The organism is Nitrospirillum amazonense (genome assembly GCF_007828045.1).
Classification (GTDB): domain Bacteria; phylum Pseudomonadota; class Alphaproteobacteria; order Azospirillales; family Azospirillaceae; genus Nitrospirillum; species Nitrospirillum amazonense_C.
Map to the genome: position 1 here is coordinate 115,593 of NZ_VITN01000006.1, position 15,671 is coordinate 131,263.

Below are 15,671 nucleotides of genomic sequence, written 5' to 3' on the forward strand. Positions count from 1 at the left end.
CAGGCCCCATACGCCGGCGCGCATGCTTGCAAAAGCGCGATTTTCCCGCCGCGCGGTCCTTCCGTAGCGCAGATTTCGTCGGGTTCAAGCCCTTGAAGGGGGTGTGTCGGTGTGCCACGTTACCAGGGCGACCTCCCGACGCCGTGCCCATGACGGGGCGGCTGGTGGATGGCGGGCCAGGCCCATTACGGGCTGGCCGCTGAGATTCTGAGTGGAAGGTCAGATCTATGTTGGAAGCCACCCGAGGAACCCTTTACCCGGTCCTCCCCCTGCGCGACATCGTGGTGTTCCCGCACATGATCGTGCCCCTGTTCGTGGGGCGCGAAAAGTCGGTGCGCGCGCTGGAAGACGTGATGAAGGATGACAAGCAGATCCTGCTGGTCACCCAGAAGAACGCCGCCCAGGACGATCCCACGCCCGACGACATCTATTCCGTCGGCACCATCGGCACCGTGCTGCAGCTGCTGAAGCTGCCCGATGGGACGGTGAAGGTGCTGGTCGAAGGCGGGCAGCGCGCGCGCATCGTCAGTTTCGAGCGCAACGAGGACTTCTTCCAGGCCTATGCCGAGCCCATCGAGGAAAAGACGGGCGAAGCGCAGGAGGCGGAGGCCCTGGCCCGCGCCGCGGTGGCCCAGTTCGAACAGTACATCAAGCTGAACAAGAAGATCCCGCCGGAGGTCCTGGTCTCGGTCAACCAGATCGAGGAGCCGGGCAAGCTGGCCGACACCATCGCCTCGCACCTGGCGCTGAAGATTCCGGAGAAGCAGCAGCTTCTGGAAGCGGCGACGGTGGGGGAGCGGCTGGAGAAGGTCTACGCCTTCATGGAAGGCGAGATCGGCGTGCTGCAGGTGGAAAAGCGCATCCGCAACCGCGTCAAGCGGCAGATGGAGAAGACCCAGCGTGAGTACTATCTGAACGAGCAGATGAAGGCCATCCAGAAGGAACTCGGCGAGTCCGAGGATGGCAAGGACGAGGTCGCCGAGCTTGAGGAGCGCATCGCCAAGACCCGCTTCAGCAAGGAAGCCCGGGAAAAGGCGCTGGCCGAGGTCAAGAAGCTGCGGACCATGAGCCCCATGTCCGCCGAGGCGACCGTCGTGCGCAACTACCTGGACTGGATGCTGTCCATTCCGTGGAAGAAGCGCACCAAGGTGAAGAAGGACATCAAGGGGGCCGAGGCCATCCTGGATGCCGATCACTACGGTCTGGAGAAGGTCAAGGAGCGCATCCTGGAGTACTTGGCCGTGCAGCAGCGCATGGACAAGGTGAAGGGTCCCATCCTGTGCCTGGTCGGCCCGCCCGGCGTCGGCAAGACCTCGCTCGGCAAGTCCATCGCCAAGGCCACGGGCCGCAACTTCGTCCGCGTGTCGCTGGGCGGCGTGCGGGATGAGGCCGAGGTGCGCGGCCATCGCCGCACCTACATCGGCTCCATGCCCGGCAAGGTCATCCAGGGTATGAAGAAGGCGAAGTCGTCGAATCCGCTGTTCCTGCTGGACGAGATCGACAAGCTGGGCGCCGATTGGCGGGGCGACCCGTCCTCCGCCCTGCTGGAGGTCCTGGATCCCGAGCAGAACGGCACCTTCAACGATCATTACCTGGAGGTGGACTACGACCTCTCCGACGTGATGTTCGTCTGCACGGCCAACACCCTGCGCATGCCCCAGCCCCTGCTGGACCGCATGGAGGTGATCCGGCTGTCGGGCTACACCGAGGACGAGAAGATCGAGATCACCCGCGGCCACCTGATCGACAAGGAGCTGAAGGCCCACGGCCTGAAGGCGGGTGAGTTCACCATCTCCGACGACGCGTTGCGCGACCTCATCCGCTACTACACCCGGGAAGCCGGCGTGCGCAGCCTGGAGCGTGAGATCGCCAACCTGGCCCGCAAGGCCATCAAGGAGATCTTGATGAAGGGTGTCGACAAGGTGTCGGTCACCCGTCGCAACCTCGACAAGTATGCCGGCGTGCGCCGGTACCACTATGGCGAGGCGGAGAAGGAGGATCTGGTGGGCTGCACCACCGGCCTTGCCTGGACCGAGGTGGGCGGCGAGCTGCTGACCATCGAGGCGGTGATGTTGCGCGGCAAGGGCCGCGTCACCACCACGGGCAAGCTGGGCGACGTTATGAAGGAATCGGTGCAGGCCGCCGAGAGCTTCGTGAAGTCCCGCTCCGCCCAGTTCGGCATCAAACCGACGCTTTTTGAGCGCAAGGACATCCACGTCCACGTGCCCGAAGGAGCTACGCCTAAGGACGGTCCTTCCGCCGGCGTCGCGATGACCACGTCCATCGTGTCGGTGCTGACGGGCATTCCCGTGCGCAAGGATGTCGCCATGACCGGCGAAATCACCCTGCGCGGCCGGGTTCTGCCCATCGGGGGCCTGAAGGAGAAAATGCTGGCGGCTTTGCGCGGCGGCATCAAGACCGTGTTGATTCCAAAGGATAATGAGAAGGATCTCGCTGACATTCCCGATAACGTCAAGCGCGGCCTGACCATCATCCCGGTGTCGACGGCGGACGAGGTATTGGCCAACGCCCTGGTGCAGCCGCTGGTGCCGATCGAGTGGTCGGAGCCGGAAGTCGTTGAGCCTGTTGCCGCGAAAGCCGCGGAAGACGGTAAGGACGACGTGATTCGGCATTGAAGTACGAACCGAAATCGTGTGAATTGAAGGCCTGACGCGACGGCCCCGGGGCGGATAACCCCGGGGCCGTACGTCCGAACCGAATCCCAATCCCGGCGCGTGCCCCGCGACCGGGACGAAATCCAAGATCAGATCCTGCTTCAAGAAGGGGGGCCTTAAGTGAATAAGAACGATCTCGTTGCCGCCGTCGCCGCTAGTGCGGAGCTGTCCAAGGCTGATGCGAACAAGGCGGTCGATGCGGTGTTCGAGGGCATCACCGAAGCCCTCAAGAAGGGTGATGAGGTTCGCCTGGTTGGTTTCGGCACCTTCGCCGTTGCCGAGCGCGCCGCTTCGGAAGGCCGCAACCCGCGCACCGGTGAGGCGATCTCCATCGCCGCCAGCAAGCAGCCGAAGTTCAAGCCCGGCAAGGGCCTGAAGGACGCGCTGAACTAAGAACGGCTAAGCGCCGTTTTACGCCGGTCTTGGGGGGCTGGTCGCCGCAGCCTGCGGCCCGCCCCCAGTTCCGGATGTTCAGGCACGCCGCTCCAACGACGGGGCGGGGCGCGCTCGGGGGGACACCGGCCATGGCCGGCCACAGTCCCGAGCCCAGTGCATATAAAAGGCGGGACACCGATGGGTGTTCCCGTCTTTTTTGTTTCCGCGGCGTAATTTATTTTTCCAGCCCCCCTTTCGCAAAAGGGGTTCCCAAACGCGCCCCGTGCGGCTAAAGCCTCATCTCCCGGCGCCCCGCTTGACGGCGGGGGCTGGTTGGACGCGACGGGCGGTTAGCTCAGGGGTAGAGCAGGTGCTTTACACGCATCGGGCCGGGGGTTCAAATCCCTCACCGCCCACCATCGCCACAGGCTCAGAACGGCATGCCGCCAGTCTTTCGCCCGGACGCCCGCGGCGGGGCGCCGAACGGGTCGACGGCCGGGTCGATAGCGGGGGCCGCTACGCCGTTTGGCCCCGGATTGTCACTTTGACCGGCGGGGCAAACCTGTAATCATCGCCCCGGGTTGCCTATATAGGGGCGATCCGGCGGCACGGGGCATTTCTGTGACTGGCAGCGCGCGCGGAGCCTTCCCATCGTCACCTTTATGCGGTGGGGACGGTGGCGGCCGCGTATTTGAGGACGGCGGCGACGGCGTCCGGTTTTGGAGGGGGCATGGCGTCGAACGGGCAGTCGATCTGGGGGGAAGTGATCGACCTTTATCGCGAGGTGTTCGCCGCCCCCGTGCGTATCGCCCGTTTCCTGGGCATGCCGGCGGTCTTCAGTCTGGCCGCCGCCCTGTTTTTCCAGTTCCGCAGCATCCAGTACCTGGGCCATGAGCCCGACCAGGAACAGTGGGGCGAGTTCGGCTTCATCTTTCTGGTTCTGGTCGTCTTCCAGACCTGGGCGCACATGCGCTCCCTCTCCGCCTGGGGGCGCTGGGTCCGCACGGGGCAGGAACCGGTGACCTTCCTGCAGCCGGGATTTGGCCGCAACGAATGGGCCGCCACCGGCTGGCAAATCCTTTATTTTTTCATGCTGCTTATCGCCTTGATGGTGCTGATGTTCGCCCGCGCCCTGGTCACGGATTCCTCGGTGGAGGATCAGGCGGGCCCGGGTGTGTGGCTCGCCGTCCTGGCCGGGGCCATAGCGGTGGGCGTCCTGGCCCTGCACGTCACGGTGCGCCTCGGTATAGGCCTGATGGCCGTCCTGGCGGGAGAGACGCCGGCCTTCAGCCGCTATTGGGGCGCCTCGTCCGTCCTGGGCTGGCGCCTGACCGGCGTGGTGCTCATCAGCCAGGCGGTGCTGCAGGTGCCCTGCTTCCTCATCAACCGCCTGCTGATGGGGGATTGGCTGACCGCCAGCACCACCTCGCCCCCCGACGTGGTCGTCAGCCTCTTGTGGACCTTGGCCATGGCTGTGGTGAATTTCATCTGCGTCGCCTTGCTGGGCGTGGCCCTGGCCCGGGCGCACCGGGCCTTGAGCCAGGACGGCACGGCCGCCCTGGTCCTGCCGGCCGCGGGTGGCCAGGGGCGGTGATGGGTCTCCTGCCGCCTGACGGGGCCGGGGGACTAACCCGCCAGCATCGTATCTTGCTGATCATCCTGGGCCTGGCCATGATCGGCGGGCGCGTCTGGGATATGAACCATGATCGCAGCGCTGGCCCATGGATGAACGTCCTGGTCATCCTCCTGGGCGCCGTCGTCCTGGCGGCGGCCCTGCTGGCGGGCCGGGGCGGTTCCGGACGCTAATTCGCTCCACCTGGAAACGCCCACCCGCCCCCGCGCCTGGACTAGACCCGCCCCATGGAAACGATGACCGCCGTCCTGATCCTGCTGCTGACCGTGGCGGTTTCCGGCGTCATCAGCCGGTTCGTGACGCGGGTGCCCCAGCCCCTGATCCAGGTGGCGCTGGGGGCGGCCCTGGGTTGGGCGTCGGGCGTGCCCATCGTCCTTAACCCCGACCTCTTCCTGCTGGTGTTCATTCCGCCATTGCTGTTCCTGGACGCCTGGCGATTCCCGGCGACGGAATTGCGGCGCCTGGGCGGCATCATCCTGACCCTGGCGGTGGGCCTGGTGGTGTTCACGGTGGTGGGGGCGGGCCATGTCATCCACTGGCTGCTACCGGCGATTCCCCTGTCCACCGCCTTCGCCCTGGCCGCCGTGCTGTCACCCACCGACGCCGTGGCCGTTTCCGGAATGACGGGCGGTGGCGGCATGCCCCGCCGCCTGAAGCACATATTGGAGGGGGAGGCGCTGCTGAACGACGCCTCCGGCCTGGTGTGCCTGCAGTTCGCGGTGACCGCGGCGCTGACCGGTACCTTTTCCATCGGGGCCGCGACCGCCGCCTTCCTCTGGGCGGCGGGGGGTGGCCTGCTGGTGGGGTTGGTGGTGGTCGCCGCCGTGCGCTTGGCCCAGGGCTGGATCGTCCGCGCGCGGGGCGATTCCCCCGGCGCCACCATCCTGACCATGCTGCTGGTGCCCTTGGCCGCCTATCTGGCGGCGGAGCATCTGGACATGTCCGGCATCCTGGCGGCCGTGGCCGCCGGCATGACGCTGAACCTGCTGCCGCTGGAGGAGTCGGGCGAGGTGGCCACCCGCCTGCAGGGCACGGCGGTGGGCGACATGATCCAGTTCACCCTCAACGGCGTCATCTTCGTGCTGCTGGGCTGGCAGCTGCCCGGCATCCTGGTCCAGGCGCCCATGATCGCCATGCAGGCGGGCGCGCCGCACACCGGCCCCATGGAAACGCAGGTCGGCCTGGGATGGCTGGGCCTGCATGTCCTCATCATCTGCGGCGCGCTGATGGGCCTGAGGGTGGTCTGGGTCTGGCTGTCGCTGGCCATCGGGCGGGTTCTGGGCCGGCGGCGGGGGCGCGGCCGCCCCGGCGGGCCATCCGGCTCCATCCGGCGCCTGATCGGCGTCACCGCCGTCGCGGGCGTGCGCGGGGCCGTCACCCTGGCCGGCGTACTGTCCCTGCCGCAATGGTTGCGCGAGGGGGTGCCCTTCCCCGGGCGCGACGTCGCCATCTTCCTGGCCTCGGGCGTGATCCTGGTGTCGCTGCTCTTGGCCAGCCTGACGCTGCCCTGGCTGCTGCGGGGCCTGAACATGCCGGAGGAGGATGCGGCGGTGGAGGAGGAGAGGGTGGCGGAGGCGGCCTTGGCCCGCGCGGCCCTGCGCCGGCTGGAGCAGGCCCACCATGCCGTCTCCCCCGCCGCGTCGGAGGCCGACCTTTATATCGAGGCGGCGCTGCGCCTGATGGAGTTTTACCGCCGGCAGGTGGAGGACCCGGACATGCCGGTGGGTGCGCGGGCCCAGAACCGGCGGCGCCTGGCCATCGAAGCGGAGCTGCGGCTGGCGGCGGTCCGGGCCAAGCGCGACGAGCTGGCGCGTCTGCACCGCACCCACGCCATCAGCGACGAGACCTGGCGCCGCATGATGCACAGCCTGGACATGATGGAAGCCTCGCTGGGCCGCTCCCGGGTCCTGTAGATCCCGGAAACGGCGCCGCGCCGCCACTTGCGGTGGCGTCCAGGCTGGCCGCGGGGCACATGGCTGCCCCTATCCAACAGCAGTGGTCGTTTTCCCGTCGGGCGCCTCCCCGGAAAGTGCTACCCTTGGACCAGCCCCGGACGCATGAGTCCGGGGGGCCTGCCTGGCAACGAACCGGAGCATAGGATCATGGAGAGTGATGGGCGCCGCCTGGGCGATCGGATTCTGAGCGCGCTGGAACTGGCGGTGGAGCAGGGCAACCTTACGGTGGCGGAGCCGCTGGCCCAGGCCCTGGAACTGAGCATGACGGCCTTCGGCGGGCCCGATGCCGTGGACCATCGCGGCGTGCCGATACGCCTGCTGGACGCGCTTGACCAGCTGGACAACCTGCGTCGCGCGCAGAAAGTCGCCTAAAATCAGTTACTTATAAAAAAATCAAAAAAATCGCCGCCGCCGCGTTTTTCTTGTTTGACAAGGGGTGGGCGTTTTTACTACAAACCGCGCACCGCAGCGACGCTGACGGCGCGAAACGCACCGAACGATGAAACGGACGGCGCGAAATAAGGCCAGAAAGCAAAGTTGCGAACGACGCGGGTGTAGCTCAGTTGGTTAGAGCGCCGGCCTGTCACGCCGGAGGCCGCGGGTTCAAGTCCCGTCACTCGCGCCACTTCATCGAGCCTGGACAGAAGGTTCGATGCGTTAGCAAGGCCGCGCTGGCAACAGCGCGGCCTGCTTGCTTTCCGGGTTCTCGCACCTGCGGTAGAGTGGCGGTTGAGAGTGGCTCTCAACAACTCCGTTTCCGGACATTTCCCCCATATTTTCAGCGCCTTGGCCCCTGCGGGACGCATGGCGTAATTTGCTTTCCTTGGGCACGGCACCCGCCTATATTCCAACACGCCCGGCCCCAAGCCGGGCTTTTGTTGCAGGCGTCCGGACCTCCGCATGGGTCCGGAGGTTATGTCCAGAACCGGCGGGCAGGCCGGGTGGGGCCAAAAACCGACAATCAGATGTGTGGGCCTGGGCTTCATGCACTTGGTTGCGGCTGGCACCTTCCGCAAGCCCCGTCGGGCCAACCGGGACGAAATTTGGGGCACACTCATGTCCAGTCAGGTTATGTCCACCGAGCTGCTGAGCCAGTATCTGCCGATCATCATCTTCCTGGCCATCGCCGGGGTGATCGCGGCGGCGATGGTCTTCGGCTCCATGCTGGTCGCCAAGCAGAAACCGGATAGCGAGAAGCTGTCGGCGTACGAATGCGGCTTCGAGCCGTTCAACGACGCCCGCAGCAAGTTCGACGTGCGCTTCTACCTGGTCGCCATCCTGTTCATCATCTTCGACCTGGAAGTGGCTTTCCTGTTCCCCTGGGCCGTGTCGCTGGGTCGCATCGGCCTGTTCGGCTTCTGGTCCATGATGGCCTTCCTGGGCATCCTGACCATCGGCTTCATCTACGAATGGAAGAAGGGCGCGCTGGACTGGGAGTGATCCCCCGGGGGGGGGGACCCCAGCCCGGCGCTTGAGCCTTTTCCCTCGTTCCTTTGCATCGCTGCCCGTTCACACCGGAGCCAGACCCGTGACGTCTTTGCCAACCCACTCTTCCGTTTCCCCCGCCGGTGTTCCCGCCGGTGCGGGCGCGCCCCTGCCGCCGGGCCCCGCCCAGGACGCCTACATCAAGGCCGTGACGACGGAGTTGCAGGACAAGGGCTTCGTCGTCGCCAAGCTGGACGCCCTGCAGGAATGGGCGCGCACCGGGTCGCTGTGGCCCATGACCTTCGGTCTGGCCTGCTGCGCCGTGGAAATGATCCACGCCTACATGAGCCGCTTCGACCTGGACCGGTTCGGTGTGATCCCACGCCCCAGCCCGCGCCAGTCGGACGTGATGATCGTGGCCGGCACCCTGTGCAACAAGATGGCCCCGGCCCTGCGCAAGGTCTACGACCAGATGGCGGAGCCGCGCTGGGTCATCTCCATGGGCTCCTGCGCCAACGGCGGCGGCTATTACCACTACAGCTATTCCGTGGTGCGCGGCTGCGACCGCATCGTGCCCGTGGACATCTACGTTCCGGGCTGCCCGCCCACGGCTGAGGCGCTGGTCTACGGCGTGCTGCAGTTGCAGAAGAAGATCAAGGGCGGTAACCGCCTGGTTCGGCGCTAAGCGGCCCTCGAGGGATCGGGAATGAACGAAGAAACCCTACAGGCGCTGGGCGCCAAGATCGCGGCGGCCCTGCCGGGCGCCGTGACCGGCACTGAGGTCCAGAACGGCGAGCTGGTGGTTCGCACCACGCGTGAGGGCTTGCTGCAGACCCTGACGGTGCTGCGCGACGACGCCGGCTGCCGCTGCACCCAGCTGGTGGACATCACCGCGGTGGACTGGCCGTCCAAGCCGGAGCGGTTCGAGGTCAACTACATGCTGCTGTCGGTGTCCAAGAACCTGCGCGCGCGGGTGAAGGTCACCACGGATGAGGACACGCCCGTCCCGTCCTGCGTCCCGCTGTTCCCGGCCGCCGGCTGGTATGAGCGCGAGACCTGGGACATGTTCGGCGTGTTCTTCGCGGGTCACCCCGACCTGCGCCGCATCCTGACCGACTACGGTTTCGAGGGTCACCCCCTGCGCAAGGACTTCCCCCTGACGGGCTACGTCGAGGTCCGCTACGACGACGAGCAGAAGCGCGTCGTCTATGAGCCGGTGAAGCTGACGCAGGACTTCCGGGCCTTTGATTTCATGTCGCCCTGGGAGGCGATGACCGATGTGCAGCTGCCGGGCGACGAGAAGGCGGTCATCCCGCTGGGCGCGTCGCTGCGCGACGGCAGCGTGAAGAAGTGAGATCGGCCATGGCCAATCCTGTCGAAAGCCAAATCAAACCCTACACGATGAACTTCGGGCCGCAGCACCCTGCCGCCCACGGCGTGTTGCGCCTGGTTCTGGAGATGGACGGCGAGATCGTGGAGCGGGCGGACCCGCACATCGGTCTGCTGCATCGCGGCACCGAGAAGCTCATTGAGTACAAGACCTACATCCAGGCGATGCCCTACTTCGACCGGCTGGACTACGTGTCCCCGATGTCGGAGGAGCACAGCTTCGTCCTGGCCGCGGAGAAGCTGTTGGGCATCACCCCGCCCAAGCGCGCGCAGCACATCCGCGTGCTGTTCGCCGAGCTGACCCGCATCCTGAACCACCTGCTGAACGTCACGACGTTCGCCATGGACGTGGGCGCGCTGACCCCGGCCCTGTGGGGCTTCGAGGAGCGCGAGCTGCTCATGGAGTTCTACGAGCGGGTGTCGGGTGCCCGCATGCACGCCAACTACTTCCGCGTGGGCGGCGTCCATCAGGACCTGCCGGCCGGCATGCTGGACGACATCGAGGTCTACGCGGCCAAGTTCGAGAAGTTCGTCGACGACGTGGAAGGCTTGCTGACGGCCAACCGCATCTTCAAGCAGCGCCTGGTCGACATCGGCATCGTCTCGGGTGACGAGGCGCTGGCCTGGGGCTTCACCGGCCCGGTGCTGCGCGCCTCCGGCATCCCGTGGGACCTGCGCAAGGCCCAGCCCTACGACACCTACGCCGAGTATGACTTCGACGTCGCCGTGGGCAAGACCGGCGACTGCTACGCCCGCTACCTGGTGCGCGTGGAGGAGATGCGGCAGTCCAACCGGATCGTGCAGCAGGCCGTGGCCAAGCTGCGCCAGACCCCGGGTGCGGTGAAGGTGGACGACCGCAAGATCGCCCCGCCGCCGCGCGGCGATATGAAGCGCTCGATGGAATCGCTGATCCATCACTTCAAGCTGTACACCGAGGGCTACCACGTCCCCGCCGGCGAGACCTACACCGCCACGGAATCGCCCAAGGGCGAGTTTGGCGTGTACCTGGTTTCCGACGGGTCCAACCGTCCTTATCGCTGCAAGATCCGGCCGACGGGCATCGCCCATCTGCAGGGTGTTGATTTCATGTCCCGGGGCCACATGCTCGCCGACGCCGTCGCGATCATCGGCTCCATCGATGTCGTGTTCGGAGAGATCGACCGATGAGCGCTTCCGAGACCCCTGCCGGTCCGGCGACCTTCGAATTCACCGCCGACAACCTGGCCCTGGCCCAGCGGATCATCGCCAAGTATCCGGAAGGCCGCCAGGCGAGCGCCGTGATGCCGCTGTTGGACCTGGCCCAGCGCCAGCACGACAACTGGCTGCCCCGCGCCGCCATGGACTACGTCGCCGGCATGCTGGGCATGGCCCCCATCCGCGTGTACGAGGTCGCCAGCTTCTACACCATGTACAACCTGAAGCCGGTGGGTAAGCACTTCGTGCAGGTCTGCACGACCACGCCCTGCTGGCTGCGCGGCTCGGACGAGGTGTTGGCGGCGTGCAAGCGCAAGCTGGGCATCGGCCCGGGCGAGACCACGGCCGACGGCCAGTTCACGGTGGTCGAGGTGGAGTGCGCCGGCGCCTGCGTCAACGCACCCGTCATCGCGCTCAACGACATCTATTACGAGGATCTGGACGGCCCCTCCACCGAGGCGCTGCTGGACACCCTGATCCGGGGCGAGACGCCCAAGCCCGGCCCGCAGAACGGCCGCATCAATTCCGCGCCCATCGGCGGTCCGACGACCCTGATCGAGATGGCGCAGCGTAACGGCGTCAAGCCGGCGTCGCAGGAGTAAGGCCGATGTTGCGCGACGAAGACCGCATCTACACCAACCTCTACGGCTATGAGGACTTCCGCCTGGACGCCGCCCGCAAGCGCGGCGACTGGGATGGTACCAAGGACATCCTGGCCCGTGGTCGCGACACCATCATCGAGCAGGTGAAGGAATCGGGCATGCGCGGCCGCGGCGGCGCCGGTTTCTCCACCGGCCTGAAGTGGTCCTTCATGCCCAAGAAGGTGGACGGTCCCGTCTACCTGGTGATCAACGCCGACGAGGGCGAGCCCGGCACCTGCAAGGACCGCGAGATCCTGCGCCACGATCCGCACAAGCTGATCGAAGGCTGCCTGATCGCCGGTTTCGCCATCGGCGCCACCGCCTGCTACATCTACATCCGCGGCGAGTTCTACAACGAGGCGTCCAACGTCCAGGTCGCCATCGACGAGGCCTACGCCGCCGGCCTGATCGGCAAGAACGCCTGCGGCAGCGGCTACGACTACGACATCTACCTGCACAAGGGTGCGGGCGCCTACATCTGCGGCGAGGAAACTGCGCTCATCGAGTCCATCGAGGGCAAGAAGGGCCAGCCGCGCAACAAGCCGCCGTTCCCCGCCAACGCCGGCCTGTATTCCCGCCCGACCACGGTCAACAACGTGGAAAGCATCGCGGGCGTTCCCACCATCCTGCGTCGCGGCCCCGCCTGGTTCGCCGGCATCGGCCGCCCCAAGAACGTGGGCACCAAGCTGTTCTGCATCTCCGGCCACGTGAACAAGCCGTGCAACGTGGAAGAGGAGATGGGCATCCCCCTGAAGGAGCTCATCGAGCGCCATGCGGGCGGCGTGCGCGGCGGCTGGGACAACCTGCTGGCCATCATCCCCGGCGGCTCCTCCGTGCCAGTGATGCCCAAGAGCGTCTGTGACACCGTGCTGATGGACTTCGACAGCCTGCGCGAGGTCGGGTCCGGTCTGGGTACGGCCGCCGTGATCGTCATGGACAAGTCCACCGATATCGTCCGCGCCATTGCCCGCCTGTCGAAGTTCTACATGCATGAGAGCTGCGGCCAGTGCACGCCCTGCCGCGAAGGCACCGGCTGGCTGGCCCGCGTCATGGACCGCATGGTTCGCGGCCAGGCCCGCCTGGAAGAGATCGACATGCTGCAGGACGTCACCAAGCAGATCGAAGGCCGCACCATCTGCGCCCTGGGCGATGCCGCCGCCTGGCCCGTGCAGGGCCTGATCCGGCATTTCCGTCCGGAGATGGAACGCCGCATCGCCGATTATCGCCAGAGCATCGCTGCCGAGTGATCGGTGGAAGGATTTGAGACATGCCGAAACTGACCATCGACGGTATCGAGCTTGAAGTGGCGCCTGGCACCTCCGTGCTGCAGGCCTGCGAGCAGCTGGGCATCGAGGTTCCGCGCTTCTGCTATCATGAGAAGCTGTCGGTCCCGGCCAACTGCCGCATGTGCCTGGTGGAGATGGAGAAGGCGCCCAAGCCCATCGCCAGCTGCGCCATGCCCTGCGGCGAAGGCATGGTGATCAAGACTGACACCGAGACCGTGCACAAGGCGCGCAAGGGGGTGATGGAGTTCCTGCTCATCAACCACCCGCTGGACTGCCCCATCTGCGACCAGGGCGGCGAATGCGACCTGCAGGACCAGGCCGTGGGCTATGGTTTCGACCGGGGCCGCTATGGCGAGGAAAAGCGCGCGGTCAAGGACAAGAACCTGGGCCCGCTGATCAAGACGATCATGACGCGCTGCATCCACTGCACGCGCTGCATCCGCTTCAGCGATGAGATCGCGGGCGTGTCCGTGATGGGCGCCACCGGCCGTGGCGAGCACATGGAGATCGGCACCTACGTCGAGGCTGCCGTCTCGTCCGAGCTGTCGGGCAACCTGGTGGACGTGTGCCCGGTGGGCGCGCTGACCTCCAAGCCCTACGCCTACACCGCCCGCCCCTGGGAACTGCGCAAGACGGAATCGGTGGACGTCCTGGACGCCGTCGGTTCCAACATCCGCATCGACACCCGCGGCGGCGAAGTGCTGCGCATCCTTCCCCGCCTGAACGAGGCGGTGAACGAGGAATGGATCAGCGACAAGACCCGCTACGCCCATGACGGCCTGAAGCGCCAGCGCCTGGACCGCCCCTACATCCGCGAGAACGGCAAGCTGCGCGCCGCTTCATGGGAAGAGGCCTTGGCCCTGACCGCCTCCAAGCTGAAGGGTGCCGCGCCGGAGAAGATCGCCGCCATCGCCGGCGACCTGGCCGATGCCGAAAGCCTGCTGGCCCTGAAGGACCTGCTGGGCGGCATGGGTGTGGCCAGCCTGGAAAGCCGCCAGGACGGCAGCGCCATCGACGCCGCCGACCGCGCCGGCTACATCTTCAACAGCACCATCGCGGGCATCGAGCAGGCGGACCAGATCCTCCTGATCGGCACCAACCCGCGCTGGGAAGGCAGCCTGGTCAACGCCCGCATCCGCAAGCGCTACCTGCAGGGTGGCCTGACCGTCACCGTGCTGGGCCCGCGCGTCGACCTGACCTTCCCCATCGAGCACCTGGGCAACGACGCCACGCTGCTGAACGCCATCGCCGACGGCAGCCACCCCTACGCCGAGACGCTGAAGGCCGCCAAGAAGCCCCTGCTGATCCTGGGCTCCGGCGCCCTGGCCCGTCCGGACGGCGCCGCCGTCTGGGCCGCCGCCCGCGCGGTGGCCGAGGCTTGCGGCCTGGTGCGCGAGGATTGGAACGGCTTCAACGTCCTGCACCGCGCGGCCTCCCGCGTAGGCGCCCTGGACCTGGGCTTCCTGCCCGCCAAGGGCGGCCGCGACCTGGCCGGCATCCTGGACGGCGCCCGCAAGGGCGAGGTCGAGGTGGTCTACCTGCTGGGCGCCGACGAGATCGACGCCCAGAACTTCGGCCGCGCCTTCGTGATCTACCAGGGCCACCACGGCGACCGGGGCGCCCATCGCGCCGATGTCATCCTGCCGGGTGCCGCCTACACCGAGAAGAACGCGACCTACGTCAACACCGAGGGCCGCGCCCAGCATACCCGCCAGGCCACCTTCCCGGTGGGCGAGGCGCGCGAGGATTGGAAGATCGTCCGCGCGCTGTCGGGCGCCCTGGGCAAGCCCCTGCCGTATGACACCCTGCAGCAGCTGCGCAAGCGGCTGGCCGACGCCAACCCGGTGTTCGCCCAGATCGACCGCGCCACGCCGGCCGCCTGGGGTGCCTTTGGCACCGCCGGTGCCGTGGCCGCCGCCCCCTTCACCCTGCCGGTGGAGAACTTCTACATGACCGACGCGATCAGCCGCGCCTCGGCCACCATGGCCGAATGCACGGAGGCCTTCGTGTCGCCCGCCGTTGCCGAGAGGACCGGTACCCATGGCTGATTTCCTCGCCCTGCACCTGGGGCTGCCCCTCACCTGGGCGACCCTGGTGGCGATCATCCTGAAGATCCTGGTGATCACGGTGCCGTTGCTGATCGCGATGGCCATGATGACCTATATGGAACGCAAGGTGCTGGCCGCCATCCAGCTGCGCCAGGGCCCGATCCTGGTCGGCCCCTTCGGTCTGCTGCAGCCGTTCGCCGACGGCCTGAAGCTGATGACCAAGGAAACCATCATCCCGGCCGGCGCCAACCGCGCCGTGTTCCTGGTCGCGCCGATGATCACCTTCATCCTGGCGCTGGTGGCCTGGGCGGTCATCCCCTTCGGCGAGGGCCTGGTGCTGTCCGACATCAACGTCGGCGTGCTCTACCTCTTCGCCATCAGCTCGCTGGGCGTCTACGGCATCATCATGTCGGGCTGGGCGTCCAACTCGAAGTACGCCTTCCTGGGCGGCTTGCGCTCCGCCGCGCAGATGGTGTCCTACGAGGTTTCCATCGGCTTCGTCATCATCACCGTGCTGCTGTGCGTCGGCTCGCTGAACCTGTCGGACATCGTCCGGGCGCAGACCCACCTGTGGTTCTGCATCCCGCTGTTCCCCATGTTCGTCGTGTTCTTCATCTCGGCGCTGGCGGAAACCAACCGCGCCCCCTTCGACCTGCCGGAAGGCGAGTCCGAACTGGTGGGCGGTTTCCACACCGAATACTCGGCCATGACCTTCGCCCTGTTCTTCCTGGGCGAGTACATCAGCATGCTCCTGATGAGCGGGATGACCTCCATCCTGTTCCTGGGCGGCTGGCAGCCGTTCCCCCTCCTGGGCTTCATCCCCGGCCCGCTGAACCTGATCATCAAGATCTGCCTGCTGATGTTCGTGTTCATCTGGGTGCGCGGCACGCTGCCCCGCTACCGCTATGACCAGCTGATGCGCCTGGGCTGGAAGGTCTTTCTGCCGTTCTCCCTGGTCTGGGTGATCCTGACCTCCGGCTTCCTTGTCTACTTCGACAAGCTGCCGCACTGAGCGATGCGTCCCCGCCCCGGGGCGGGACTTTGGTACTG

Annotated in this window: 14 protein-coding genes and 2 tRNA genes; all 16 read left to right on the forward strand. The window is 66.6% G+C overall.

Going from position 1 to position 15,671, the window contains the following annotated elements:
• The first annotated feature begins 227 nt into the window (after nt 1-227).
• The 16 genes from lon to nuoH all read left to right on the forward strand — a co-directional run bounded on the left by lon (nt 228) and on the right by nuoH (nt 15,633).
• Nucleotides 228-2,636, forward strand: a complete 2,409-nt coding sequence (gene lon, locus FBZ89_RS12065; RefSeq protein WP_145750233.1) for an endopeptidase La — start codon at nt 228-230, stop codon at nt 2,634-2,636.
• Nucleotides 2,637-2,795: 159 nt separating this feature from the next.
• A complete protein-coding gene (locus tag FBZ89_RS12070) occupies nt 2,796-3,068 on the forward strand; it encodes an HU family DNA-binding protein (RefSeq protein WP_004274300.1) in 273 nt (90 codons plus the stop codon).
• 326 nt (nt 3,069-3,394) lie between these two features.
• Nucleotides 3,395-3,469, forward strand: a tRNA-Val gene (locus FBZ89_RS12075).
• Nucleotides 3,470-3,780: 311 nt separating this feature from the next.
• Nucleotides 3,781-4,644 (forward strand): hypothetical protein, encoded by an 864-nt coding sequence (locus FBZ89_RS12080; RefSeq protein ID WP_145750234.1) that lies wholly within the window; start codon nt 3,781-3,783, stop codon nt 4,642-4,644.
• Nucleotides 4,644-4,856 carry a hypothetical protein gene (locus FBZ89_RS12085; RefSeq protein ID WP_145750235.1) on the forward strand — a complete coding sequence of 71 codons (213 nt, stop codon included), beginning with the start codon at nt 4,644-4,646 and terminating at the stop codon, nt 4,854-4,856. The genes FBZ89_RS12080 and FBZ89_RS12085 overlap by 1 nt, the downstream gene beginning before the upstream one ends.
• 54 nt (nt 4,857-4,910) lie before the next feature.
• Nucleotides 4,911-6,596 (forward strand): Na+/H+ antiporter, encoded by a 1,686-nt coding sequence (locus FBZ89_RS12090; protein WP_145750236.1) that lies wholly within the window; start codon nt 4,911-4,913, stop codon nt 6,594-6,596.
• Between the two features lie 189 nt (nt 6,597-6,785).
• On the forward strand, nt 6,786-7,010 hold the full coding sequence (locus FBZ89_RS12095) for a hypothetical protein (protein ID WP_145750237.1): 225 nt from the start codon (nt 6,786-6,788) through the stop codon (nt 7,008-7,010).
• A 176-nt stretch (nt 7,011-7,186) separates the two neighbouring features.
• Nucleotides 7,187-7,263 (forward strand) — tRNA-Asp (locus FBZ89_RS12100).
• A gap of 446 nt (nt 7,264-7,709) precedes the next feature.
• The gene (locus FBZ89_RS12105) at nt 7,710-8,078 is read left to right on the forward strand and encodes an NADH-quinone oxidoreductase subunit A (RefSeq protein WP_040849814.1); all 369 of its coding nucleotides are present in this window, start codon (nt 7,710-7,712) and stop codon (nt 8,076-8,078) included.
• A gap of 97 nt (nt 8,079-8,175) precedes the next feature.
• Nucleotides 8,176-8,748: a NuoB/complex I 20 kDa subunit family protein gene (locus FBZ89_RS12110; RefSeq protein ID WP_040849827.1), complete on the forward strand. Its 573-nt coding sequence runs from the start codon at nt 8,176-8,178 to the stop codon at nt 8,746-8,748.
• A 21-nt stretch (nt 8,749-8,769) separates the two neighbouring features.
• On the forward strand, nt 8,770-9,417 hold the full coding sequence (locus FBZ89_RS12115; RefSeq protein WP_145750238.1) for an NADH-quinone oxidoreductase subunit C: 648 nt from the start codon (nt 8,770-8,772) through the stop codon (nt 9,415-9,417).
• Nucleotides 9,418-9,425: 8 nt separating this feature from the next.
• Nucleotides 9,426-10,619, forward strand: a complete 1,194-nt coding sequence (locus FBZ89_RS12120) for an NADH-quinone oxidoreductase subunit D (RefSeq protein ID WP_145750239.1) — start codon at nt 9,426-9,428, stop codon at nt 10,617-10,619.
• A complete protein-coding gene (gene nuoE / locus FBZ89_RS12125) occupies nt 10,616-11,248 on the forward strand; it encodes an NADH-quinone oxidoreductase subunit NuoE (protein ID WP_145750240.1) in 633 nt (210 codons plus the stop codon). Before FBZ89_RS12120 ends, nuoE begins: the two co-directional genes overlap by 4 nt.
• A gap of 5 nt (nt 11,249-11,253) precedes the next feature.
• The gene (gene nuoF, locus FBZ89_RS12130) at nt 11,254-12,534 is read left to right on the forward strand and encodes an NADH-quinone oxidoreductase subunit NuoF (RefSeq protein ID WP_145750241.1); all 1,281 of its coding nucleotides are present in this window, start codon (nt 11,254-11,256) and stop codon (nt 12,532-12,534) included.
• Between the two features lie 20 nt (nt 12,535-12,554).
• Nucleotides 12,555-14,621, forward strand: coding sequence for an NADH-quinone oxidoreductase subunit NuoG (gene nuoG / locus FBZ89_RS12135; RefSeq protein WP_145750242.1), 2,067 nt, complete (start codon nt 12,555-12,557; stop codon nt 14,619-14,621).
• On the forward strand, nt 14,614-15,633 hold the full coding sequence (gene nuoH / locus FBZ89_RS12140) for an NADH-quinone oxidoreductase subunit NuoH (RefSeq protein ID WP_145608522.1): 1,020 nt from the start codon (nt 14,614-14,616) through the stop codon (nt 15,631-15,633). Before nuoG ends, nuoH begins: the two co-directional genes overlap by 8 nt.
• Nucleotides 15,634-15,671 lie beyond the last annotated feature (38 nt).

What these genes read in the sequence shown, in the direction of transcription:
- lon (WP_145750233.1), top strand. Translation starts at nt 228, where the DNA reads ATGTTGGAAGCCACCCGAGGAACCCTTTACCCGGTCCTCCCCCTGCGC.
- FBZ89_RS12080 (WP_145750234.1), top strand. Translation starts at nt 3,781, where the DNA reads ATGGCGTCGAACGGGCAGTCGATCTGGGGGGAAGTGATCGACCTTTAT.
- FBZ89_RS12085 (WP_145750235.1), top strand. Translation starts at nt 4,644, where the DNA reads ATGGGTCTCCTGCCGCCTGACGGGGCCGGGGGACTAACCCGCCAGCAT.
- FBZ89_RS12090 (WP_145750236.1), top strand. Translation starts at nt 4,911, where the DNA reads ATGGAAACGATGACCGCCGTCCTGATCCTGCTGCTGACCGTGGCGGTT.
- FBZ89_RS12095 (WP_145750237.1), top strand. Translation starts at nt 6,786, where the DNA reads ATGGAGAGTGATGGGCGCCGCCTGGGCGATCGGATTCTGAGCGCGCTG.
- FBZ89_RS12105 (WP_040849814.1), top strand. Translation starts at nt 7,710, where the DNA reads ATGTCCACCGAGCTGCTGAGCCAGTATCTGCCGATCATCATCTTCCTG.
- FBZ89_RS12115 (WP_145750238.1), top strand. Translation starts at nt 8,770, where the DNA reads ATGAACGAAGAAACCCTACAGGCGCTGGGCGCCAAGATCGCGGCGGCC.
- FBZ89_RS12120 (WP_145750239.1), top strand. Translation starts at nt 9,426, where the DNA reads ATGGCCAATCCTGTCGAAAGCCAAATCAAACCCTACACGATGAACTTC.
- nuoE (WP_145750240.1), top strand. Translation starts at nt 10,616, where the DNA reads ATGAGCGCTTCCGAGACCCCTGCCGGTCCGGCGACCTTCGAATTCACC.
- nuoF (WP_145750241.1), top strand. Translation starts at nt 11,254, where the DNA reads ATGTTGCGCGACGAAGACCGCATCTACACCAACCTCTACGGCTATGAG.
- nuoG (WP_145750242.1), top strand. Translation starts at nt 12,555, where the DNA reads ATGCCGAAACTGACCATCGACGGTATCGAGCTTGAAGTGGCGCCTGGC.
- nuoH (WP_145608522.1), top strand. Translation starts at nt 14,614, where the DNA reads ATGGCTGATTTCCTCGCCCTGCACCTGGGGCTGCCCCTCACCTGGGCG.